This is a genomic window from Synergistota bacterium (assembly GCA_025060595.1).
GTDB lineage: Bacteria > Synergistota > GBS-1 > GBS-1 > GBS-1 > 42-11.
The window spans coordinates 37,649-61,524 of the sequence record JANXBX010000006.1 but is presented as its reverse complement, the minus strand read 5'-3'; the positions used below and the strand labels follow the sequence as shown (position 1 = coordinate 61,524).

At 42.1% G+C, this 23,876-nt stretch carries 21 protein-coding genes; 14 read left to right on the top strand and 7 right to left on the bottom strand.

Annotation, left to right across the window (positions count from 1 at the left end):
- Positions 1 to 13 precede the first annotated feature (13 nt).
- Genes carB through NZ900_05500 form a run of 3 tightly spaced genes read left to right on the top strand, consistent with a single transcriptional unit; the run spans position 14 to position 5,064 of the window.
- Positions 14 to 3,247, top strand: a complete 3,234-nt coding sequence (carB, locus tag NZ900_05510; GenBank protein ID MCS7233542.1) for a carbamoyl-phosphate synthase large subunit — start codon at positions 14 to 16, stop codon at positions 3,245 to 3,247.
- Between the two features lie 22 nt (positions 3,248 to 3,269).
- Positions 3,270 to 3,743, top strand: a complete 474-nt coding sequence (locus tag NZ900_05505; GenBank protein ID MCS7233541.1) for a nucleoside-diphosphate kinase — start codon at positions 3,270 to 3,272, stop codon at positions 3,741 to 3,743.
- Complete coding sequence (locus tag NZ900_05500) at positions 3,736 to 5,064, top strand: FAD-dependent oxidoreductase (GenBank protein ID MCS7233540.1); 1,329 nt, start codon at positions 3,736 to 3,738, stop codon at positions 5,062 to 5,064. The genes NZ900_05505 and NZ900_05500 overlap by 8 nt, the downstream gene beginning before the upstream one ends.
- Here NZ900_05500 and NZ900_05495 read toward each other — a convergent pair.
- The 3 genes from NZ900_05495 to NZ900_05485 form a co-directional block, all read right to left on the bottom strand.
- Positions 5,051 to 5,737 carry an aspartate/glutamate racemase family protein gene (locus NZ900_05495; GenBank protein ID MCS7233539.1) on the bottom strand — a complete coding sequence of 229 codons (687 nt, stop codon included), beginning with the start codon at positions 5,735 to 5,737 and terminating at the stop codon, positions 5,051 to 5,053. The two genes, NZ900_05500 and NZ900_05495, sit on opposite strands and share 14 nt — an antisense overlap.
- Before the next feature lie 14 nt (positions 5,738 to 5,751).
- Positions 5,752 to 6,498, bottom strand: a complete 747-nt coding sequence (locus NZ900_05490) for a citryl-CoA lyase (protein ID MCS7233538.1) — start codon at positions 6,496 to 6,498, stop codon at positions 5,752 to 5,754.
- 273 nt (positions 6,499 to 6,771) lie between these two features.
- On the bottom strand, positions 6,772 to 7,374 hold the full coding sequence (locus NZ900_05485; GenBank protein ID MCS7233537.1) for a Crp/Fnr family transcriptional regulator: 603 nt from the start codon (positions 7,372 to 7,374) through the stop codon (positions 6,772 to 6,774).
- A gap of 104 nt (positions 7,375 to 7,478) precedes the next feature.
- Between NZ900_05485 and hcp the strand changes: the two genes are divergently transcribed.
- Positions 7,479 to 8,774: a hydroxylamine reductase gene (gene hcp / locus NZ900_05480; protein ID MCS7233536.1), complete on the top strand. Its 1,296-nt coding sequence runs from the start codon at positions 7,479 to 7,481 to the stop codon at positions 8,772 to 8,774.
- A 3-nt stretch (positions 8,775 to 8,777) separates the two neighbouring features.
- Here hcp and NZ900_05475 read toward each other — a convergent pair whose 3' ends face one another.
- Genes NZ900_05475 through NZ900_05465 form a run of 3 tightly spaced genes read right to left on the bottom strand, consistent with a single transcriptional unit; the run spans position 8,778 to position 10,924 of the window.
- On the bottom strand, positions 8,778 to 9,557 hold the full coding sequence (locus tag NZ900_05475; GenBank protein MCS7233535.1) for an aldolase/citrate lyase family protein: 780 nt from the start codon (positions 9,555 to 9,557) through the stop codon (positions 8,778 to 8,780).
- Between the two features lie 19 nt (positions 9,558 to 9,576).
- Complete coding sequence (locus NZ900_05470) at positions 9,577 to 10,422, bottom strand: deoxyribonuclease IV (protein ID MCS7233534.1); 846 nt, start codon at positions 10,420 to 10,422, stop codon at positions 9,577 to 9,579.
- Positions 10,349 to 10,924, bottom strand: coding sequence for a CoA pyrophosphatase (locus tag NZ900_05465; GenBank protein MCS7233533.1), 576 nt, complete (start codon positions 10,922 to 10,924; stop codon positions 10,349 to 10,351). The genes NZ900_05470 and NZ900_05465 overlap by 74 nt, the downstream gene beginning before the upstream one ends.
- Positions 10,925 to 10,959: 35 nt before the next feature.
- Between NZ900_05465 and cobO the strand changes: the two genes are divergently transcribed.
- The 3 genes from cobO to NZ900_05450 are packed head-to-tail and all read left to right on the top strand — an operon-like array spanning position 10,960 to position 13,343.
- A complete protein-coding gene (gene cobO / locus NZ900_05460; protein ID MCS7233532.1) occupies positions 10,960 to 11,478 on the top strand; it encodes a cob(I)yrinic acid a,c-diamide adenosyltransferase in 519 nt (172 codons plus the stop codon).
- A 28-nt stretch (positions 11,479 to 11,506) separates the two neighbouring features.
- Positions 11,507 to 12,610, top strand: coding sequence for a radical SAM protein (locus tag NZ900_05455; GenBank protein MCS7233531.1), 1,104 nt, complete (start codon positions 11,507 to 11,509; stop codon positions 12,608 to 12,610).
- Entirely contained in the window at positions 12,579 to 13,343 is a 765-nt protein-coding gene (locus NZ900_05450; GenBank protein ID MCS7233530.1) for an MBL fold metallo-hydrolase, read from the top strand. The genes NZ900_05455 and NZ900_05450 overlap by 32 nt, the downstream gene beginning before the upstream one ends.
- On the opposite strand, the gene NZ900_05445 is transcribed toward NZ900_05450, so the two are convergent.
- Positions 13,320 to 14,057 carry a flagellin gene (locus tag NZ900_05445; GenBank protein ID MCS7233529.1) on the bottom strand — a complete coding sequence of 246 codons (738 nt, stop codon included), beginning with the start codon at positions 14,055 to 14,057 and terminating at the stop codon, positions 13,320 to 13,322. The genes NZ900_05450 and NZ900_05445 overlap by 24 nt on opposite strands.
- A gap of 130 nt (positions 14,058 to 14,187) precedes the next feature.
- On the opposite strand from NZ900_05445, the gene NZ900_05440 reads away from it, so the two are divergent.
- The 7 genes from NZ900_05440 to NZ900_05410 all read left to right on the top strand — a co-directional run bounded on the left by NZ900_05440 (position 14,188) and on the right by NZ900_05410 (position 23,761).
- Positions 14,188 to 15,189 (top strand): TRAP transporter substrate-binding protein, encoded by a 1,002-nt coding sequence (locus tag NZ900_05440; protein MCS7233528.1) that lies wholly within the window; start codon positions 14,188 to 14,190, stop codon positions 15,187 to 15,189.
- 84 nt (positions 15,190 to 15,273) lie between these two features.
- Entirely contained in the window at positions 15,274 to 15,771 is a 498-nt protein-coding gene (locus NZ900_05435) for a TRAP transporter small permease (GenBank protein MCS7233527.1), read from the top strand.
- Between the two features lie 13 nt (positions 15,772 to 15,784).
- Positions 15,785 to 17,089, top strand: coding sequence for a TRAP transporter large permease subunit (locus tag NZ900_05430; GenBank protein ID MCS7233526.1), 1,305 nt, complete (start codon positions 15,785 to 15,787; stop codon positions 17,087 to 17,089).
- A gap of 11 nt (positions 17,090 to 17,100) precedes the next feature.
- Positions 17,101 to 17,814 (top strand): 5-oxoprolinase subunit PxpB, encoded by a 714-nt coding sequence (gene pxpB / locus NZ900_05425; GenBank protein MCS7233525.1) that lies wholly within the window; start codon positions 17,101 to 17,103, stop codon positions 17,812 to 17,814.
- Between the two features lie 6 nt (positions 17,815 to 17,820).
- A complete protein-coding gene (locus NZ900_05420) occupies positions 17,821 to 18,831 on the top strand; it encodes a biotin-dependent carboxyltransferase family protein (protein ID MCS7233524.1) in 1,011 nt (336 codons plus the stop codon).
- Positions 18,828 to 22,985, top strand: coding sequence for a GAF domain-containing protein (locus tag NZ900_05415; protein ID MCS7233523.1), 4,158 nt, complete (start codon positions 18,828 to 18,830; stop codon positions 22,983 to 22,985). Before NZ900_05420 ends, NZ900_05415 begins: the two co-directional genes overlap by 4 nt.
- On the top strand, positions 22,985 to 23,761 hold the full coding sequence (locus tag NZ900_05410; protein MCS7233522.1) for a LamB/YcsF family protein: 777 nt from the start codon (positions 22,985 to 22,987) through the stop codon (positions 23,759 to 23,761). Before NZ900_05415 ends, NZ900_05410 begins: the two co-directional genes overlap by 1 nt.
- The last annotated feature ends 115 nt before the right edge of the window (positions 23,762 to 23,876 follow it).

The following is a 23,876-nucleotide window of genomic DNA, read 5'->3' as shown; positions in this document are numbered from 1 at the left end:
GGGGTGAGGGGAAGTGCCTAAGAGGACTGATATAAAGAAGATCCTTATTATAGGCTCGGGGCCGATAATAATAGGACAAGCTTGTGAGTTTGACTATTCAGGGAGCCAAGCTTGCAAGGCTTTGAAGGAAGATGGCTTTGAGGTTATTTTAGTTAATAGTAATCCAGCTACTATAATGACTGATCCTGAAATGGCTGATAGAACATATATAGAGCCTATTCTTCCGGAGGTAGTTGAAAAGATAATAGCAAGGGAGAGGCCGGATGCTATTCTCCCAACGTTAGGTGGTCAAACAGCTCTTAATACCGCTGTTGCTTTGGCTGAATCTGGGGTCTTAGAAAGATATGGTGTTGAAATGATAGGGGTTTCCGTTGAGGCCATAAAGAAGGCGGAAAGTAGAGAGCTCTTTAAGAAGGCCATGGAGAAAATAGGTTTAAGGGTTCCAAGAAGCGGCATAGCAAGGAGCATGGCTGATGTGAGGAGAATAGCTAAAGAGTTAGGCTTTCCTATAATAATAAGGCCGAGCTTCACCCTTGGTGGGACCGGTGGTGGGGTTGCTTACAGTTGGGAGGAGCTCGAGATCTTGGCCCAGGCTGGGCTTTCCGCAAGTATGGTTCATGAGATTTTGCTTGAGGAGTCTGTATTAGGCTGGAAAGAGTATGAGCTTGAGGTGATGAGAGATAAAAAGGATAACGTAGTTATAATATGTTCCATTGAGAATTTCGATCCGATGGGAATTCATACTGGTGATAGCATTACGGTTGCTCCGGCTCAAACTCTAACCGATAAGGAGTATCAGAGGATGAGAGATGCAGCCATAGCAATTATAAGGGAGATCGGTGTTGAAACGGGTGGAAGTAACATTCAGTTTGCTGTGAATCCAGAGAACGGTGAGATGGTTGTTATAGAGATGAATCCGCGCGTTTCTCGTAGTTCTGCTTTGGCTTCCAAGGCGACAGGTTTCCCAATAGCTAAAATTGCAGCTAAACTTGCTGTAGGTTATACTCTTGATGAAATACCAAACGATATAACGAGGGAGACTTTAGCTTCTTTTGAACCCACTATAGATTACTGTGTAGTTAAGATACCGAGATGGGACTTTAAGAAGTTTCCAGGTGCTAAGGATGAGCTTGGGACTTCTATGAGATCCGTGGGCGAGGTTATGGCTATAGGGCGCACTTTCAAGGAAGCTCTTCAAAAGGCCTTGAGATCCCTTGAGATAGGAAGATATGGGCTAGGTTCCGATGGAAGAGACCCTAAGGATCTAACAAGAGAGGAGATAGAGAGAAAGCTCTCTTATCCAAACTCTGAGAGGGTATTTTATCTTAAATATGCTCTTGAAAGCGGATTTACGGTTGAGGAGGTATATAAATTAACTAAGATAGATCCTTGGTTTTTGAATAACATAAAGCAGATAATAGAGCTCGAGGGGGAGCTTAAAAAGTTTAAGGGTCTTCCATTAGTTGAGATTCCACAGGATATATTTAAAAAGGCTAAATCCTATGGTTTTTCTGATAGACAGCTTGCTTACGTTTGGGGAAGCACTGAAGATGAGGTTAGAAAAGAGAGGGAAAGAAGGAATCTTTTCCCAGTTTACAAGCTTGTTGATACTTGTGCTGCGGAGTTTGAGGCTTACACGCCCTATTACTATTCCACATATGAGGTTGAGAACGAGGCTAAGATATCTACTAAAAGGAAGGTAGTTATACTAGGTGGGGGACCTAATAGGATAGGTCAGGGGATAGAGTTTGATTATTGTTGCGTCCATGCCTCCTTTGCCTTGAGGGAAGAGGGGATAGAAAGCATAATTATAAACAGTAACCCTGAAACGGTAAGTACAGATTATGATACCTCTACGAGGCTTTATTTTGAGCCATTGACCTTAGAGGATGTTTTACACGTAATTCGTCAAGAAAAGCCATGGGGAGTGATAGTTCAGTTTGGAGGGCAAACCCCATTAAACTTATCTTTACCCCTTTATAGAAATGGTGCTCCTATAATAGGAACTAGTCCATTGGATATAGATAGAGCTGAAAATAGGGATGAATTTAGGAAGTTCCTTGATAAGCTTGGTTTAAAACAGGCTCCTAGCGGTATAGCTTTAACGCTTGATGAGGCCTTAGAAATAGCTGAGGAGATAGGTTATCCTGTTTTAGTAAGGCCATCTTACGTTTTAGGTGGTAGAGCTATGGAGATAGTTTATAATGAGGATAGCTTAAAGAGCTTCTTTGAGAAGGCTATGGATGTGGCTCCTGGGGCTCCTATACTTGTAGATAAGTTTCTCGAGGGAGCCATAGAGGTTGATGTGGATGCCGTAGCTGATGGAGAGATATGTGTTATAGCTGGTGTGATGGAGCACATAGAGGAGGCAGGTATCCACTCGGGAGACAGCGCTTGTGTTCTTCCCCCTCATACTCTCCCGAGGGCTGTAGTAGAGGAGATAAAGCGTCAGACGAAGCTTTTGGCTAAAGAGCTTAATGTAATTGGCTTGATAAATGTTCAATATGCTGTTAAAGATGGAGATATCTATGTCCTTGAGGTCAACCCAAGGGCTTCTCGAACCATTCCTTTCGTTAGCAAGGCTACAGGTATCCCCTGGGCTAAGATAGCTACTAAGGTTATGATAGGTAAAAAGCTAAGGGAGCTTGGAATAGTAGAAGAGGTGGAAATAGATCATGTGGCTGTTAAGGAGGCGGTACTTCCCTTCTCTCGCTTCCCCAATGTTGATCCCAAGCTTGGTCCAGAGATGCGTTCTACAGGTGAGGTCATGGGTATAGATTATAGCTATCCAATGGCCTATGCTAAGGCTCAGCTTGCAGCAGGTATGAGGCTTCCTGTGGAAGGTAAGGTTTTATTGTCCATAGATGAGGATGTTTCACTGAAGATAATACCTATAGCTCATAAGCTTTTAAGTTTTGGATTTAATCTTGGTGTCTTTGGCCCTGCTGCCTTTAACTTAAGGCGTAACGGGATAGCCTGTGAGGTGGTTAGAGATCTATCTAAGATTAGGAGAGGGGATTACTCTCTTATAATAGGCATAGGGGCAAGTAAGGAGGCTTCGGAGGTTAGAAAGCTTGCCATTAGTTTGAACATTCCTTATGCTACTACCATTGCAGGTGCTAAAGCTATGATTGATGCTATAGAGGTTTTAAGGAAAGAGGATTTAGATGTAAGGGCGCTTCAGGATTACTATGTTCGGCATGCCTTATATCGTAAGGGGATTGATAAAAGGTTAAGGATAGTTTAATATCATATAAGGTGGTATTTTAGTGGAGTATACTTACATAATTATAAAGCCTAATGCGGATAAGTGGGCAGAGAATATCATTAGTGAGCTTCCCTGTGATCTTGAGATAGTTGCTCTTCATGTTTCCCTGCCCCGGCAGTTTTGGGAGAGCTTCTATATTGCTCATAGGGGGAAGAGCTTCTTTGAAAAGCTCCTTGATTTTATGTCAGGTGGGAGCACAAGTCATCTTATAGGTTATGGTAAGGATGTGATAAGGAAGGTTAGAGAGGCCATTGGTGTAACTGACCCATCTAAGGCGGCTCCTAATACCATAAGGGCAAGGTATGGCAAAAGTGTAACTGAAAACGCTATTCATGCTTCAGATAGCCTTTCCTCAGCGCATTTCGAGCTGAGTTGCGGATTGACTGGTCTGCTTGAATATGGCTACATAGACTTAAAGAGGTTTATAGAGCTTAAGGAGAGGTTTTTGGGCAAGGAGGAAGTGGGGTATGCCTAAGAGGCTTGTTGTCATAGGCGGTGTTGCGGCGGGCCCATCTGCAGCCTTTAAAGCTAAAAGGACGAACCCTGATCTGGAGGTCCTCTTGATAACTGATGAGGAGGATCTTTCATATGGTGCTTGTGGCCTTCCCTATTTGATATGTGAAAAGATCTCACATAGAAGGAGTCTCATAGCAAGGGATGTCGAAGCCTTTAAGAGAAGCGGTATCGAAGTTATGCTTAAAACTCGAGTTGAGTCTATAGATGTTAACAATAAGTTGGTTTCTGCTGGAGCTAAAAAGATACCTTACGATTTTCTTGTAATAGCTACGGGTGCAAGCTCGATAGTTCCTCCCTTTGAGGGTATTAACCTTGATGGCATCTTCACCCTGAGGACCCTTAGGGATGGAGATAAGATAATAGATTTTATAAGAAGGGAGGCTCCTAAAAGGGCTGTTATAGTTGGTGCTGGTTATATAGGGGTTGAAATGGCGGAGAGCTTTTTCTCCCTTGGTATTAAAGTTACCTTGATTGAGCTTATGCCTCAAATATTGATAAATATGGATTTCGATATGGCTGAGAAGGTGGAAAAATATCTTAATAGCAATGGAATTGACATATTGACTTCTACTAAAGTTTTGGGCTTTGAGGGAACGAAAAGGGTTGAAAGAGTTATAACCGATAAAGGAAAGGTAGAGACTGACATGGTTCTCCTTGCGATAGGAGTTAAGCCTAACTCAGAGCTCGCTAAGGAGGCTGGCCTAACCCTAGGGCCCAAGGGCTCTATCGATGTCAATAACTTAATGGAGACGTCTGTACCTGGAGTTTACGCTGCAGGTGATTGTGCGGATGCTTTGCATCTAGTTACGGGGAAGAAGGTTTACATCCCTTTAGGTAGCACTGCTAACAAGCAGGGAAGGGTTGCCGGAAGCAACGCGGCGGGAGAAAGAGCGGTGTTTCCTGGTGTTGTAGGTACTGCTATAGTTAAGGTTTTGAATATGGAGGTATCAAGAACCGGTTTAAGTTTAAGTGAAGCCAAATCTGAGGGGTTGAAGACGAAGAGCTCTCTTATAGAAAGCCATACTACAGCTGGTTATTATCCAGGTGGTTCATCTATATGGGTGAAGATAATTACTGAAGAGGGAACAGGCCGTATACTTGGCGGTCAGATAGTAGGTGGCCCTGGAAGCGCCACCAGGATAAATGTATTGGCTATTGCAGCCTCAGCTGGTATGAAAATATGGGATTTCGCTTATGCTGACTTAGCTTATGCACCTCCCTTTGCTCCCGTATGGGATCCTTTGCTAATAGCTGCCCAAAGCCTTCTTAAGGAGTATTAGCTATAGAATCGTAAACGAATTGGGCTAAAGTTAGAAAGTCAAACACAGGTAAACCGAGCTCCATCTGTACCCTCGGTGTATAAGGTGGAAGGTTATGGCATTCGAAAACGAAGCCCCTTATGTCTGGATGCTCTATAACTAGCTCTTTAGCGGTTTCTAATACCTCTTTTTCTATCTTTGTGAAATCTCCATCGGGAGAGTCTTCTAAAATAACCCTTCTAAACTCCTCTTTACCTTCAAGCCCTTTTATTACTACTGGAATTCCATTTGCTCCTGCAGCTTCAAGATGAGCTTGGGATAAGGACCTTGAGTTGGCGGTGATAACTCCTATCTTTCCTCTTATCATCTTATAAACCCATGGGATCATTATTAAGGAGGAAGCGAAAACCGGGACTTTAACCTCTTGAGCCAATTTATCTTGGAAAAGGATGGTAAAGCCGCAACTTGTAGTTATGGCTTTAACTCCCTCTTTTTCCAGCTCCTTTGCTCCCTCTAAAAAGGCATTTATTAAGCTTGTTTCCGTTCTCCAAACCACCGTTTTTAAATTGGCTCCGCTTACCTTCTTTAACTTAACGGGGAAGGGATAAGTCTGAGGATTTCCCACATCACCTATTATTCTTGGGAACCTAGTCTCAAGCATTAGTATACCGAGCACGGCCTTTTCTCTCCTCATCTTTAATGCCCCCGCTAAAGGTCTTTTCTAAAAGGTTTGTAAGCTAGAAGCTCTAATAGGACCTCTGCTAGAAGGCCAGGGACCCTTCCTATAGCAAATATTCCTCTTCCTGTAAGGTAAGGAAATCCCATATCGCTTAAAATGGCTCCTGAGGCACCATCTATGTTCATGTATATCCCCTTGGTTTCTGAAAGTATTTTCTCTATCTCGATAGCGAGCTTTAGGTGTGGGCCATCTACTTCAAGCTTTTTAGCCAAGGATATTAAAGCGGGTGGACGAGGATCTCTCTTATGATATCTGTGACCGTATCCTGGTATTTTTTTGTCCCTTTTATTATAGTCTTCAAATATAACTTGGGCTGCTTCTTCAAAGGATAAACCTCTATTTTCTATAAGCTCTTCTACTCCCTCTTGGAACAACTTCATAGCAAGCTCTATCGCTCCTGCATGATGATCTCCAAAGGCTAATATTCCTCCTGCTATGGCAGCTTGAATAGGTGAGCCCGCAGAAACTATTAGTCTTGCGGCCTTTGTGCTTGAGGGAGTTGGCCCATGGTCGCACATAGCGACAAATATTGCCTCAAGCATTCTTGCTCTTTCGGGGGAGGGACGTTCTCCCTTAAGGAGGAACCAAACGACCTCTGCAAAGCTCCATCCTTTAATAAGCTCCTCTATCTTTACTCCTCTAACTATTATATGGTTCGGTTCTATCTTCGTTATTTCCCTATCCACTGGTATAGGTATTTCTCTACTTATTGCCATTCTGATCCCTGCCCTTCTTTTATAAGCATTATTAAGACACCTCCTGAATTTTGTTAAAGTAGTAATAAAAAAGCCCGCTCCAGTTTTTCTGGAGCGGGCCAGGAGAGTCGAAATTAGTTAAGCTCGGGTTTGCTCCCGAGTTTTCCTGGCCCCTATTCGCTTCTTCTCCTTCTTAAGGCTAACTAGCTTTTTAGATAAATGAGCTTTCATCTTTTCCTCCTAGTGTTTGATCTTATTCTATATCACAAATCCATGGTAGTCAAGAAGCTTGGATTAATTTTTTGTAGGATATGGGGGTTTCAGAATTTTTACCTTTCTTCCAATCTTTTCGATTATCTTTTCTCTTGTAAGCTCCTGAAAAACCCTTGATAGGGCGGGACGTGTACAACCAAAGACTTTAGATAGCTCTTCTATACTTAAAGGTAGGAAAGCTTCCCCATCTTCGTTTGCATATTGCAGAATATATTGTAAGAGCTTTTCCTTTAGTGTTCTTGTGGTTGTGAAAAAGAGCTTTTGCGATACGGTTTTAAAGTGCTCTGAGATATCCTGGAGAAAAAACCTTAAAAGATCCTTTTTCTTCATTAGGATATCAAGAAAAAGCTCCTTTTTTATCTCGAGAATCTTTGTATCGCTCTCTGCTACCACATTTACAGGAAACCTTGGCTCCTTGGAAAATATGAGTCCTGAGGCTATGATTCGAACGGGTTTTATAAAATCAATTTTTAGAATCTTACCGCTTTCAGATATGTACTCCATTCCGAGCGTTCCCTCTAAAAGCACGAGGACCTCATTTATCGGTTCATCTTGGTATCTTACAATTTCTCCCTTTTTGTATTCGATTATTTCCCCGTGCGGGATTAGTTCCTCTACATTCATTTATTGCTCTTCACCTTCACTTGTGTAACAATTGTTACAGACAAGTCTGCCTTATTAATTATAAAATACAGAAGAAAGATCTTGCCTAAGGGAGGAGAAAAGCCATGCAGATGTTTTGTTACCAGTGCTCTCAGACCGTTAAGGGTACAGGATGTATAGAGCGTGGCGTTTGCGGGAAGAGCCCGACTTTAGCGAGGCTTCAGGATAATCTATTGTTTGCGATAAAGGGAATATCTGCTTACTATTATCATGCGAGAGAGCTGGGGCATGACGATCCAGAAATAGCTGGCTTTTTAGATGAGGCTCTTTATAGTACCTTGACTAATGTAAACTTTGATGCGGAGGAATTCGTTAAATATGCGCTTGAGGCAGGAAGGTTTAACTTAAAGGCGATGAAGTTGCTTAAAAAGGCGCACATCGAGGCTTATGGGGAGCCTACGCCAGTTGAAGTGGAAACGGGGACTAAAAAAGGGAAAGGTATAATTGTCACAGGACATAATCTAAAAGCGCTAGAAGAGCTTTTAAAGCAGGTTGAGGGATCCAACGTCTATGTATATACGCATTCCGAGATGTTACCCGCTCATGGCTATCCAGGGCTTAGAAAGTATGGAAATCTAGCAGGTAACCTTGGAAGAGCCTGGTATGATCAGAGAAGGCTATTTGCGGAGTATCCCGTTGCTATTCTTGGAACATCAAACTGTGTACTTATTCCAGATGAGTCTTATAAAGATAGGATGTTTACTACAAGCATAGCTAGGCTTCCTGGAGTTAGACATCTGGGGAGCTACGATTATGGAGAGGTTATTGAGAAGGCAAAAGGCCTGCCAGACCTCGAGGAAAAGCCGGGAACATATAAGCTTAAAACAGGTTTTTCTACGACTGTTGTAGCTTCGCTTGCGGACAAGGTAAAAGAGCTTGTTAAAGCTGGTAAAATAAGGCACTTCTTTGTTGTTGGTGGATGCGATGTTCCTTTCAAGAGAAACGAATATTATAGGGAGTTCGTTCAGAAGCTTCCGAAAGAAACTATTATCGTTACTCTTGCTTGTGGAAAATTTAGAATAAACGATCTTGACCTTGGAGATATAGATGGGATTCCAAGGCTTATCGATGTTGGTCAGTGTAACGATACGATAGTTGCTATTGAGATCGCAGAAGCTCTTGCTAAACTCTTTAATATGCCTGTGACCCAGCTGCCACTTACGCTTGTTTTAACATGGATGGAGCAGAAAGCGGTGGCAATTCTCTGGACCTTGTTATCTTTAGGCTTTAAGAATATCTATATAGGGCCAATAGTTCCTGCATGGGTTAATGAGGATATATTAAAGGTATTAGTTACGGAATTTGGTATAAAGGTTATCTCAGAGCCGGAAAAGGATATAAGGGAAATCCTCAAGATATGAACCTCACCGAGCGGTGAGGTTCATATCTCCCATTATATAATCTCTTGCTTTCTTGCATGTTTCGTAAAAAAGCAAAGTATCTACATTGTAAGCCACGTAGTTTAAACCAATAGAAAACCATTCTTTAACATCATCGAGGCTTACGGAGAACGTTCCCACGTAGATCGATTTCTCCTTTGCTTTTTGGGACATTTCTTTTAAGGAGTTTCTAACTAGGGGATCGTATATATTTCCAGGAACTCCTAAAGAAACCGATAGATCGAAAGGGCCAAGCATTATCCCATCTATATGTGGCAAGCTTATGATCTCATCAAAAGCCGTGACCCCCTCTTTTCCTTCAACTAAAAGTATTACGGAGGTTTCTTCGTTAGCTCTGGTTAGATAATCTCTATACCCACCTCCGTATTTATTTGCTCTCACACATGGGCATGCTCCTCTTACTCCGATTGGTCCATACTTTGATGCTTTAATGGCTTTTTCTGCATCTTCACGCGAGGATATTCCTGGAACTACGATGGCTGAAGCTCCTATGTCGAGAGCCTTAAGTATAGCTATATTAGAGTTTTCGGGAACCCTTACTATTGGCGTTATTCCTACCGCTTCTGCGGCTCTGACTAGTCTTAAGGCTCCCTCTATATCGAATGGGCCGTGTTCCATATCGATTATAACGAAGTCGAAGCCTGCATGACCTATTATCTCTACTATCTCTTCGCTCCTTGATTGGACAAACATACCTAAGAGCTTCCTTCCAGAGGATTTTAACTCCTTAAAGCTTTTATACATATTAGTTTTCCCTCCTTCTTCAATAACCCCTTAACTTCCTTAAAGTTGCTAAGTTTATGGCATCCCAGTTTCCTCCCTTTGGGGTTTCTATTATCATAGGCTTTTCCTTGAAACGTTCATCATTTAATATAAGTGAAAAGGTCTTTTCACCTATTAGCCCTTTTCCAATATGAGCATGTCTGTCAAGCTTGCTTCCCAAAGGGCTTGCTGAATCGTTTAAGTGAAGAGCGAAGAGAAATTCAATACCTATTATTCTGCTAAAATATTTTATGGTGTTTCTATAGCCATGCTCTGTGGATATGTCGTATCCTGATGCAAACACATGAGCAGTATCAAGACATACTCCCAAGCGGTCATCCTTACCGACTATGCTCATTATCTCGGCAAGGTGGTCAAACTTGTGACCCAAGTTATTTCCCTGACCTGCGGTAGTCTCAAGGAGTATTCTTGCCTGGCTCCCGGATGTCTCCTCGAAAACTATCTTTAAGGCACTAGCAATTCTTTTTATTCCCCATTCCTCTCCTCTTCCCTTATGGGATCCAGCATGCATTACTAGATAGGGGATACTAAGCTCATCGCATCTTTTTATTTCTTCTATCAGAGCTGATATAGATTTTTCATAGCTTTTATTCTCAGGAGATGCTAAGTTTATGAGGTATGAGGTATGGGCTATTATCTTTTTTACATTACTCTTTTTCCATTCGTTGTAAAACATCTCTATATCGAGAGCGCTCAGCCTTTTTCCGAACCACTGAAGCTGATTCTTAGTGAAGATTTGTATAGCTTCGCATTTAAGCGCTTCCCCTCTCTCTATTGCTTTCCATATTCCTCCCGATATGGACATGTGTGCGCCTATTAAGCTCATCTAAGACATCTTTCCTTTCTAATAGTTTACTTACTATTCTTGCTGTTGCTCCCCAGATTTTATATCCCTTCCATTCGTAAACAGGGTAAGAGATCTCCCTTCCCCTCGTTATGGAGGTTTCTACCTTAAGCGGTAGAGAAAGAAACACCTCAAGAGGTAAAACTATTATCTCCTTTACTTCCCTTTCATTAACCTTAAAGTTGACATCTTCTTTAATTAATGCTACGAAGGGTTTTATAAGGTAATTACTTGTGTAGGCCATTTCCTCTTGAAGCTCCGCTACTATTTCTACTAGCTCTCTATTTAAGCCTATCTCTTCTTCAGCCTCCCTTAGAGCTGTCTGGATAGGTAATTCTCCCTCCTCTTGTCTTCCTCCTGGAAAGCATATTTGTCCTCCATGGTAGCTTAAATTTTGATTTCTTAAGGTAAATACTAAATGTAGCTTATTGTCTTTTATCATAAAGGGAATTAAAACCGCCGCTTTCTTGACTTCGTTTTTCATAACTTATATTATACTCTAAAAAGGAGGTGGACATATTGTCTTTGGGATTAATTCAGGTTTACACCGGTAATGGTAAGGGAAAAACTACAGCTTCCTTGGGACTTGCTATGAGGGCTTTGGGGCACGGGTATAAGGTTATAATAATTCAGTTTATGAAGGGATGGGAAGGATACGGAGAGATTAAGTCTGCTGAGAAGCTTGGGCTTAAGATGGTTAGATTTGGGAGAGCTTCCTTTGTAGATAGAAACAACCCCGATGAGGAAGACGTCAAGGAGGCTAAGAGAGGACTGAAATTCGCTTATGAAGTTATATCAAGCGGAGAATATGATATGGTTATTCTCGATGAAATAAACGTGGCCCTAGATTATAAGCTTCTTTCCTTAGATGAGGTCTTAAGCCTTATGGAAGTTAAGCCTCCTCACGTGGAGCTTGTTTTGACCGGTAGATATGCCCATGCCAAGGTGGTGGAAAGGGCGGATTTGGTAAGCGAAGTAATAGAAATTAAGCATCCCTATAGTAAAGGTATTGAAATGAGAAGGGGTGTAGATTATTAAAGTAGTTGAGCTTATTAAGGATAAGGAGATTCACGGTTGGTGGAACTGGAAATATAGAGCTTGTCCGGCTGAAAGGTTTCTTCTTAACCCTTATGCAGGTTGTAGCGTGGGATGTTTTTTCTGTTACTCTAGAGCTCTTCCAGGGTACCACAGGGAGGCATTCTTAAAGGATCTCGTTTTCGTGTGGGTTAATTTCGCTGAAGGGCTTTCAAGAAGGCTTGACAAACTGTATATATCTCCTCCAGGGTACCTTTCCCCTACAAGCGACCCTTTTCAGCCTGTAAATCTTAAATATAGGATCGCTGAAAAGGTTATAAGAGCCTTCATTGAAAGAAACCTACCTATATTGGTAGTTACAAAGAGGGAGATAAGCGAGGAGGCACTGTCTCTTCTCGAAAAGCAGAGAGATAGTGTATTTGAGGTTAGCCTTTTAGCTTTAAATGAAAAATTAAGGAGATTCTTATCCCCTGGTGGTTCAACCGTTAAGGAGATTTTAAGCTCTCTTGAAAAGGCTTCGAAAAGAGGTATTCACACGGTTTTAAGGTTAGACCCTATTCTTCCCTTTATAAATGATAAGGAAGATGATATATACGCTTTGCTTAAGGAAGCGAAAGAAAGAGGGGTTAGGCACGTTGTGGTTTCCTGTCTTGACATTCCGTTAAGAATTAAGAGGACTGTTTTATCTTTTCTTTCTCGTTGGGATAGCTCCCTTCCATTTAAATACGATTCTCTTTATAAAGAGAGGGTTTCAAACTCTATTCAGGCGAGCCTAACCTATCGAAAGGAGCTCTTTTCTAAAGTTAGGGAGATAGCTGATTCCTTAAGTCTTACTCTTTCTCTTTGCATGGAATTTACTGAAGATGGAAAGAACTTAAATGAGATTTATGCTACCTCTAAAAACTGTGAGGGTAAGGTTATGCCGATTTCCTTGAGGCAAGGCGAAAAGTTCTTACCCCTTCCCTGTTTTAACGAAGGGTCATGTCTGACCTGTTTTAAACCGACCTGTGGAGTTAGTGCATTAGCTATGAGGGGAGAGACCAAATATCTTTCATATAACGATTTCAGGAGGATGAAGGTTGGTGAACGGGTGGGTTCGCTTTTTGGGTCATGCAACTTTGTGGATGGAAATTGACGGTGTAACTCTGTTAACCGATCCTGTGAGTAAGGTTATCTGGGGAGATGCCTATTTCAAAAATCATTTCCCCGAGATAAAAGAGCGCTTTCCTTTAGACCTCGTTATCATATCTCATACTCATAAAGACCACTTTGATACTAAGGCCTTAAAGGATATAGAGGCAAGGGTTTTCATCGTTCCATTTAAATGCTTTCGGATTTTCCCAAGGAAGAAAAACGCTTTGCTTGTTGAGATGAAGCCCTGGGAGGAGATTATGCTTAATGGTATAAGGATCTTTTCTCTTCCCGCTATTCACCTTAGTTGGCTTCATCCCTATCCTATTTTTACCTATTCGCTGGCTTATATAGTGGATAGCGGTTCCTTAAGTCTTTATTTTGCTGGAGATACTGGATTTAGCAAAAGTCTCTTTAAGAAAATAGGTCAAAAATTTAGGTTGGATGTGGCCTTTCTTCCGGTTGGTACTGATGCCTTATTCTTTAAGTGGTACCATCTTGGTGCGATTGACGCTCTTCGAGCATTTAAGCTGCTCGGAGCTAAAGCTTTTGTTCCAATTCATTGGGGGGTAATTAAGGGGATAAGCGGAGACTCTCTGAAAACTGTAATAAAGCTTTTGAAATCATCCTCCTCTTTCTTAAGGTTGCTTGATGTGGGAGATGCGGTTTCTTGGAGAGAGCTTTTAATGGGGGGCGGTACCGCCCCCCCACTTTTAACCTTCCCTAAGCAAGTTTAGGATATTGCTTGAGTTTCTTCTTGCCTGGTTTAGCATTATTATATTAAGCTCCTCTAGTATTTGATTAATGGTTAAGCTTGAGACCTCTTCAGCCACATCATTATCTCTTATGAGAGATTCTGCTGCAGTTAGATTTATGGCTGCTACGCCAAGTCTTCCTATTTCTGAGGCCAAGCTTCTTTCTTCCGCTCCAAGATTTGCCCTTCTTGAGGTTATTACTTCTTTAGCCCTATCTAGTGTCCTTAGCGTGGTTTCATCACCTAATCTTACATTAGATAGGCCAAGCCTCTCTGCAGTCATATCTCCTATAACAGGTTGCTCGTTAAATGTAGTCTTTTCTGCTATTCTATTTATTTCTTCCCTAAGTTGAGAGAACTCCCTTTCTATGGCTGTTCTGTCCTCCTCCGATAGTGTAGCGTTTGTCGCTTGAACTGCAAGCTCCCTCATTCTATCGATTATTCCACTCTGAGAACCAAGCGCTTGATCTGCAACTTGAATTCTTGATATCCTATCCTGGAGGTTTCTTATCCCTTGGATGGTTTCAACTATTTGACCTCTTAAGCTCTCTGAGATAGCGAGACCTGCTGCATCATCTTTCGCTCTGTTTATCCTCAACATGCTGCTTAGTCGTTCGATGTTTTCAGCAAGTCTCTTTTGTACCTCTTCGAGGAGAGAACCCTTCCTTGGAAAAAGGGGCTCTAACCCAATCCTCATAGCTCTTCACCCCCTTCCCTTCCTTGGTTAACCTCTAAGTGTGATTATAATACTTTTTGTAAAAGATTGTAAACCCCTTACTCATTATAGTATAATAAAAATATTAAAGATGGAAGGGGGGTAAATGCTTATGCGAAGGTTTATTGTTCTCTTTATGGTGGCTAGCTTAGTTTTGGGTTTGGCGGTCTCTGCTTTAGCTAAGACACAATGGATAGGTAACTCTGTCTGGCCTCCTAACAACCATCATAGTATAGGGCTTAATGACTTTGCTTCCAAGGTTCAGGAAAGAACTAAGGGGGAGCTTGAGATTAAGGTTACCGTTGGAGGAGCTCTTGGTTACAAAGGTCCGGAGCTTTTAAGGGTCGTTCGTGACGGTTTAGTCCAAATTTCTGATATGCTTTGTAGCGGTGTTGCTGGTGACGAGCCTATATTTGCTATAACTACATTGCCGTTTCTTATTCGAGGATTTAAAGAGGCGCGCTTACTTAACGATATAGCAAGGCCTTATTACGATAAGATTGTAGAAAGCAAGTGGAATCAGAAGATAGTTTACATGGCTCCTTGGCCCGCTGCTGGCTTGTTTGCGAAAAAGCCTGTAAAGAGCGTTGCTGATATGAAGGGATTAAAGACGAGAACATATGACAAGAATGGTGCTCTAGTTGTTAAAGCTACTGGTGGAACTCCATATCCATTGCCCTTTAGTGAGGTTTATTCCGCTTTAGCCACGGGTCTTATAGATTCCGTTATAACTTCTACTCCCACCGCTGTTGATGCCAAGTTCTGGGAGGTATTAAAATACTTTGCGAGGATAGATATAACGCAGGCTGTGGATATGGTGAACGTTAATCTTAAGGCTTTTAATGCTTTGAAGCCTGATATCCAGAAGGTTATTCTTGAGACCGGTAAAGAGATGGAGAAATACATGTGGGAGTGGGTTGAGAAGCTTGATAAGGAGATGGAGAAGAAGTGTAACGATAATGGTATAGAGTCTACACCGGTGTCTGAGCAGTTTATTAATGAGCTTGCTGAGATAACAAGGGAGATAAGGAAAGAGTGGCTTGAGAAGGAAGCACCACCTGAGGCTAAGGAAATTTACGCTAAGTTCTTAGAGAAGGTGGGAAGGAAGGACTAGTATTTCCCTTGGTTCAGGGGGCTCATCCACTATACTTAGTGGTGGATGGGCCCCTTTAACCCATTTTGGAGGTGTCTAACGGAGATGAGAGGTTTCATTTCATTTGTTAACAGGCTTTCTGATCTTGGTGGATATGTTTCTGGAGTGATGATGGTGATAGGGCTTTCCTTGGTTGTAATTGAGATATTGATAAGGGGGTTTTTCGTGAAGACCCTTTACATAACCGAGGAGTACACGGGCTACCTTATGGCTGGATTAACTTACTTTGCTTTGGGTTATACCCTTAAGGAAGATGGGCATATAAGGATGACGTTTTTGCTTCAGAGCTTGTCCCCACGTAAGCGTATTATTTTTGAGGTGGTTTGTTTCACCTTGGGATTTTTGTTTTCTATAGTCTTTACTTATCTTACCTTTGGTCTTTTCTGGGACTCGGTTTTGAGTAAAACCAAGGCCATGAGTATCTCGGAAACCCCTCTTGCCATCCCTCAGTTTTTACTTCCCTTAGGCTCCCTTATAATGACCTTGCAGTTTGCGTCTGAGTTAGCGAAAAGGATTCTCACCCTTATTAGAGGCCTAAGTTAAGGGAGGGTTTCTTATGGATGGTTTACTAGTGAGCTTTCTTTTAGTTATTGGGCTTCTTGGCGTTCTCCTTGTAGGAAGCATATGGGTGGGAACGGCTCTATTTTTGGTCGGAATAGCTGGTTTTAACCTTTTCCTGGATCTCCCGTGGGGAAATATATTAGCTAATATAGCTTGGAATAGTACTAACAGCTCTACTATGTTTGCTCTTCCCCTTTTTGTATGGATGGGGGAGATCCTCTTTAGAAGTAAGATTTCTGAAAATCTGTTTATAGGTTTGGCTCCATGGCTTGATAGTATACCTGGAAGACTTATTCACGTAAACGTTTTTGCAAGCGCTATATTTGCTGCTGTAAGTGGCTCCTCGGCAGCTACAACTGCTACCGTTGGAAAGATAACTCTTCCTGAGCTTCTGAAAAGAGGTTATGATAGAGCCCTCGCTATTGGTTCTTTGGCTGGCTCGGGAACCTTAGGTTTCATGATACCCCCAAGTATGATGATGCTTGTTTATGGTATATTGGCGGATGTCAGTATAGGTAAGCTCTTCATAGCGGGAGTTATACCTGGTATTATGATAGCTTTGTTATTTAGCGGATATATAGTGATTAAATCGCTTGTAGATCCTAATGTGGCCCCGAGAGCCAAAGGAAGTTATACCTGGGGAGATAGGATAAGGGCTATTCCTAAGATATTCCCTGCTATTATACTCGTTATAGTTGTTCTTGGGAGCATGTATACTGGATGGGCTACCCCTACAGAGGCTGCTGCTGTTGGGGTCATCGGTTCTCTTGTCTTTGCTTGGCTTATGAGGAGCCTTGACCTTAAGATATTCAAGGAAGCTTTGATTAGCTCTGTTAAGACAAGTTGTATGATAATGTGGATAGTTTGCGGTGCGAGCTTCTTCTCTGTTGCGGTAGGTTACCTTGGGATAACGCAGGGAATAGCCCAGTATGTGAGTAGCTTAGGGCTTTCCAAATATACATTGATAGTAATGCTTTCTATTATGTACCTAATCTTAGGTTGCTTGGTTGATGGATTCTCCATGATAGTTATGACTTTGCCCATGGTTCTTCCTTTGATAAAGATGTCCGGATTTGACCCCTTATGGTTTGGTATATATTTGGTGATAATGATTCAGGTGGCCCAGATAACTCCACCGGTTGGATTTAACCTGTTTGTTATAAAAGGGCTGATAGGAGAGGAGCTTACAACTATAGCTAAGGATGCTCTCCCGTTCTTCTTTATGTTGCTTTTAGCTACTGCAATTATAACGATATTCCCTGGAATGGTGCTTTACCTTCCGAGCTTTATGATTAAGTGAGGTGTGTTTTAATGGAATACCCAAAATATCTTCCTATGGGAGATAGGGCATTTTTGGTGCGATTTGGAGACGAGATATCTGAGGAACTTAATAAAAAGGTGAGAGCTTTGGCTCTCCTGGTAGAAAAAGAAAGATTACCAGGTGTTGAGGAGCTCGTCCCTACTTATAGATCCTTAATGATATGTTATAATCCTATTAAAGTATCTCCTAAAGATCTTGAATCGGTCTTAAGGAAGCTGGTTCAAAATATTGGCGATGTGAGGCTGCCGGATCCCAAGGTGATAGAAGTTCCAACCGTTTATGGTGGAAGGTATGGTCCAGATCTTGAGTTCGTGGCTAGATATCACGGTTTAAAACCCGAAGAGGTTATAGAACTTCATGCTAATAGGGATTACTTGGTTTATATGTTAGGTTTTACACCAGGATTTACTTTCTTAGGTGGGCTTGATGAGAGGCTTCATACGCCAAGGCTTTCAACGCCGCGAAAAAAGGTTCCGGCAGGTTCGGTTGGTATAGGTGGGAAACAAACAGGGCTTTATGCGGTGAGCTCTCCCGGCGGTTGGAGGCTCATTGGTAGAACTTACTTGAAAATATACGATCCTAAGAGGGAGCCTCCTATAATTGTAAAGGCGGGAGACTACATGAGGTTCATTCCTATAAGTGAAGAGGAGTTTTTATCTAAATGGCAAGGGCCGCTTGAATTTGCTGAGCCGGTAGAGGAGTGAAGGAATATGCCTGCGGTTGAGGTTATAAAGGCTGGTATGCTAACTACGATTCAGGATTTGGGTAGGTTTGGATATCAAGCCCAGGGAATAAATACCGCTGGAGCGATGGATGAGTTTGCCTTAAGGGCCGCTAACATCTTGGTGGGAAATCCTCAGAACGAGGCTTGTCTTGAGGTTACACTCATGGGTCCAACCTTAGTCTTTAATGATGATGTAATCATGGCTATAACGGGTGGCGACCTTGGTCCTACCCTGGATAATTACCCTATCTCTACATGGGAAAGCCTATATGTTAGAAAGGGGAGCGTTCTCTCCTTCTCTGGGAGAAGATGGGGGGCTCGTGCTTACATAGCTTTTCAAGGGGGGATATTCGTTGAAAAGGTTATGGGAAGCAAGTCCACAGATGTAAGAGCTCAAATAGGTGGTCTTGGGGGAAGAGCATTGCGGGATGGGGATAAGTTCTTTGTTGGACTTCCTCTAGATAAGTCTGTAGTAGGTAGGAGGTTTCCAAGAGAATTGCTTCCTCCTTATTCTGATCATCCTACTTTAAGGGTGATCATGGGGCCTGAGGATGACCACTTTATTCCACAGGCGCGCGAAAGCTTCCTTTCACAAGAGTGGCTTATTACGGATGCCTCTGATAGGATGGGTTACAGGCTCGATGGAGAGCCTTTAAAGCATAGCGAAAAGGGAGCGGAGATCATATCTGATGGAATAGCTTTAGGAAGCGTTCAGGTTCCAAAGGATGGAAAGCCTATAGTTCTTCTTAAGGATAGGCAAGCTGTGGGCGGCTATCCTAAAATAGCCACCGTTATCTCTACTGATATACCTTTACTTGCACAGGCTATTCCGGGAAATAAGGTTCGATTCAAGGAGATATCTCTTGAAGAGGCTATAGAGGAGCTTTTAGATTTCGAAAAGAGGCTATTTTATGTGAATTTCGAGGGAAGATCCAAGGTCTCTTATAGAATAAAGGTAAACGGAGAGGAATTCATTGTAGAGGTGGAGGAGATTTGACCTTAAGATTTAAGCTTTTCTCAGCTTTAACTTTAGCTTTCATAGGGGTAATAGGGGGGGCTTGCTATTTTTCTCATATTGAAGACTTGTATGAGTTCGAAAAGGTTCTTGAAACTCATCTTTTAAGTCATCTCGATAGCGTTAAGGGAATTGCCTCTATGCTCTCTCAGTTATCAGTGATTAATGAAAGGTCTGTTTTTGAGCAGGCCTCTAATTTTGCTTTCGCTTTTTTAAAGGCCTTTGATGCCTTTTCTGAAGATGAGAAGGTTTTAAGATCTCTATTAGAGAAGATAAAAGTGGAAGGAATGGAATTTTACCTGGTTAAGAGGATCGATGCCTTAAGTTGGAACCTTCCACAGGGTATCAGGGTTTCAGATGTTCTTTCTTCGTCAGAGGGGAGGGAGTTCTTCTTAGACTCTTCAGGGGAGAGAGCCTTATTCCTTTGGAAGAGGGGCAAGAATCCGGAGTTTTACTACTTTGCCTTGGTTTATTTGAAAGAGTTTGGTAAAGGTCGGGAAAGGTTTCTCTCCTTAGCGAAGGACTTTCTAATTGAAAGCTTTAATTATCACTTCATTGGTGAAAGAGGCTATATTCTGGTCTTTTCCTCTGATGGGAAGCTCCTTCTTTATAAAGGTAAAGAAGCCTTAGATGAGGATGACCTCGCTGAAAGCCCCTTGATAAAGAGGCTTTTTGACCTGGAGAAAGGGGTTTTCACTTACGAATTTAAAGGGGAAAGGAAAATGAGGGCTGGTATTAAGCTTGCTATTCCTGGGATTTTCCCTGAGATAGTGATAATTTCTACTACATATATATCTGACCTTACTAAAGGTCTAGCTTATCAATTTATTCTTAGGCTTGTTTTAATAGGTATAGCTCTGCTTGCCTTATCCCTTTTATTAATAAATCGCTATATGAGAAAAGGTTTTTACTCCTTCTTAAGATCTTTAAGCGATGGCTTCGATAGCCTTATAAGGGGAAGCTATGATTACAGGATAGAGAAGGTTGGAGAAAGATACTTAGATGAGCTGGTTGATAAATTTAACATCGTTGGATTCTCTCTTGATACTCATAAAAGGGAGCTTGAAAGGGCTTACGCTGATTTACTTAGGGTGCATAAAGAGCTTAAGGGAAGTAAGGAAGAGCTTGAAGCTGCATATGCTCAACTTAAGGCATATGCCACTACCTTAGAGAGGCTTACAGAGGAGCTTTCAAGAAGTAATGAGCTCTTAAGAATGGTGGCTAAGGCTGGAGAGAACCTACTTGATTTATCCAAGGTTTCCGATCCTTATCCTCAAATATATGAGAATCTCAAGATGTTTTATAAAGATTCTATAGTAGGGATTTATGAGCCTTCTAATGGTGGAAAGATCTTGGTCAGAAAGGCAGGCGATGGTGAGGAGATTATAAGTGTGGAAGGCTTTGTAGTGGAGGATGTTTTAAGGGAAGTAAAGCCCCTTCTTATCTCGGATAGCGGAAAAAGTAGGCTATTTGTTCCCATTAGCTTTGAGGCCAAGCCTTATGGTGTGATATCTATAACGTCAGAGGGTGATAGATTAAGTAAGCTCGATCTTGAGATAATCTCTATGCTTGCGGGAATAGTGGGTGTGGCAATGGCTAACGCTGGGTATTTAGAGTCCGTTAAAGAGAAGGCTAGAAAGCTTGGGGTTTTGGCTCAGGTTTCTGAGGTTTTGGCCTCAAGCAGGGATGTTATAGGAGATGTTAGATTAGCTATTGAGAGTATGTCTGATCGTCTTGGATACGATTGTATGGAGATATTCCTTAAGAAGGGGGAGCGTTTACATAGGGTGGCTTCGGCTGGGAAGATATCTGATTTTGATTACGGTGAGGAGGGCTGGGATATAAACAGAGGGATATGCGGGTGGGTTGCTAGGTATGGTAAGGGAGCCTTTATACCCGATGTCAGCAGGGACCATAGGTACGTTGAGGTCCTTAAGGGGGTTAAAAGTGAGATAGTTGTACCAATACTTGGAGATGGTGAGATATATGGCGTTGTAAACTTAGAAAGCTTTAGAGAACTTTCCTTCGATGATTATGAGATATTGAGCATCTTCGGTAGGCAGTTAGGCATGGCCTTAAGGAAGGAAAAGCTATTTAAGGATGCTCTTAATGAGGCTAGGAGATTTAGGACACTTTACGAGTTATCCTTGAGGCTGAGCTCCCCTGAACCTTTAAGTGTAGTTTTAAAGGATGTTTGTGAGAGAATAGAGAAGGAAAGGGATTATGTGGATGTTACCGTTGCGGTTTACGATAGGAAAACCCAAGCTTGGAGTTTGTTAGCCGGGAAGGTTAAAGATAGAATTCCAGAGGAAAGCTTTAAAAGGCTTGAGGAGACCGGTGGCGTTATATCTAAAGCTCTTCGTGAGGGTAAGGTTCTTAACGTTTCAGATGTTAGAGAGGTGGATTATTACGTCAAAGTCTTTGATGAGACCCTTTCCGAGTTAGCTGTTCCCATACGTTTAGGGGAAAGAATCGAGGGGGTATTAAATATAGAAAGCTCTAGATTAAATGACTTTTCAGAGGATGATGAGGATTTCTTCGAGTCTATCGCTAATATAATAGGGCTTGCTTTAGCAAGAGAGAGTCTCTTAGAGGACCTGAGGCTTCAAAGTAAAGGGCTTGAGGTTCTTCTTGATATATCAAGGGATCTTATGGCTATCAATGAAGAAGATGAGCTTTATAAATATATATGCAAAGCCTTAGTTGAAAAGCTTAACTATAAGAGGGTTTCTTATCGTAAGTTAGATTGGGGAAAGGGGGTTGCGATTTTAAAGGGCGAAGCGGGTGTACTGCTTGGTGTTAAGGAATTAATTGATCTTGATAGAAGTACGGTGGCAGGTTATGTTGCCTTTACTGGGGAGGTCTTTAAAAGCGGAAGCTTTGACCAAGATAGTAGGATAAGTAGAAGATATATTGAGCTTGCTAAGTCAATTATAGCTGTTCCCTTGAAAAAGGATGGTAGCGTTATGGGTATACTTTTTGCTTTAGATACACAAAGGGATGCCTTTTCTGATAACGATGAGAGGGTTTTAATCACCGCTACTAACCTTCTAAGGTCTTCTTTAGATAGGGTGGAGTTTTTAAATTCCATTAAAAAGAAGAGCGAGGTTATGGATCTTCTTTATAGGCTTTCCTTAAGGCTTTCACAGTCTTTGAGCGAAGAGGAGGTTTACGATATAGTTATTGATTTCTTAAGGAGCGTAGAGGCGTATTCAAGGATTACCATTTTTCTTATTAAGGGAGAGGAGCTTGTTCTCGTTAGATCCTATCCAGTTTGGGGTAGGGTTAGTAAAGTTAAGTTAGGCGAAGGTATAACCGGTTGGGCTGCTCTATACGGTGAAAGTGTCCTTGTTAAGGATGTATCTAAGGATCCACGCTATATAGAGGGATTGGAAGGGATTAAAAGCGAGCTTGCTGTTCCTGTGAGGGTTAAAGGGGAGATTTACGCTATCCTAAACTTGGAGAGCGAGATCTTAGGAGCGTTTACAGAAGAAGATAAGTGGCTACTTGAAGCCGTTGCCACATCTATGGGGATAGTCCTTGAAAACGTATCTCATTTAAGGGAGCTTGAAGATAACCTTTTTGCTACTACCTTGGCCTTAGCTAAAACCATTGAGTACAAGGATCCATATACTAGAGGACATTGTGAGAGAGTTATGGGGTATTCTGATGCCATTGCTCTTAAGATAGGTTTTTCTGAGAAGGATAGAAAGAGGTTGAGATATGCCTGTATACTACATGACATAGGTAAGATAGGTATCCCTGGTAGGATACTTGATAAGCCTGGGAGGTTGACTGATGAGGAGTATGAGATAGTTAAGAGGCATTCCGTTTTGGGAGAGGAGCTTGTTAAGGGTGTTCCATTTCTTAAGGAGATCGCTCTTTTTATTCGCTGGCATCATGAAAGATGGGATGGCAAGGGGTATCCTGATGGTTTAAAGGGTTACGAGATACCTTTGGAGTCTAGGATAATGGCCATAGCCGATGCCTTTGATGCTATGACCTCGGACAGGCCGTATAGGAAGGCCCTCTCAAGGTTGGAAGCAATCGAGGAGATAAAGAGAGGCTCAGGGAGTCAGTTCGATCCCATTCTTGCCTCTGAGTTCCTAAAGGTTATAGAGGGGGGTGAGGGGTGATGAAGGTGGATCTAAACTGTGATATGGGGGAAAGCTTCGGAAGGTACAAGCTTGGGTATGATGAGGAGCTTTTAAAGTACGTTTCTTCCGCGAACATAGCTTGCGGCTTTCACGCTGGCGATCCGTTGGTTATGGAGTCCACGGTTAAGGAGGCTTTATCAAGGGGAGTAGGAGTTGGGGCTCATCCTGGGTATCCAGATCTTCAGGGCTTTGGGAGAAGGTCCATATCTATGTCGCCTGAGGAAGTGGAAGCCTTCGTTTTATATCAGATAGGTGCTCTTCATGCTTTTGTTAAGGCAAATGGAGGCAAGCTTAGGCATGTTAAGCCTCATGGGCAGCTATATAACGATGCTAATAATGCGGCTTCTCGTGGGGATGAAAGCATTGCAAGGGCTATCGGTAACGCCGTTAAGAGGTTTGATCCTTCTATAATATTGGTTGGTCTTGCAGGAAGCAAGATGGTAGAAGTTTGGAGGAGAATGGGGCTTAAGGTAGCTGAGGAGGTTTTCGCTGATAGAGCCTATAATCCTGATGGGACATTGGTTTCTCGTGCAAAGCCTGGCGCTGTTATAAAGGATCCGGAGGAAGTGGTTAAGAGAGTTGTTCGTATGGTCAAAGATAGAGAAGTGGTAGCTATAGATGGAACGGTTATAAGGAATCTAAGCTTCGATACCATATGTGTTCATGGTGATACTCCAACAGCTGTTGAGCTGGTCAAGAAGATAAGGGAGGCCTTTGATAGAGAGGGTATTGAGGTCAGGCCTCTAGAGCTATAAAGTTTAAAACTTTCAATCCCCGGCTTCATCTGAAGCCGGGGATTTTTTATTTATTAAAAATTTTTACTATAGCAAAAATAAGAGCTCCTTCCCATCTATATGAGTGGAAGGAGGT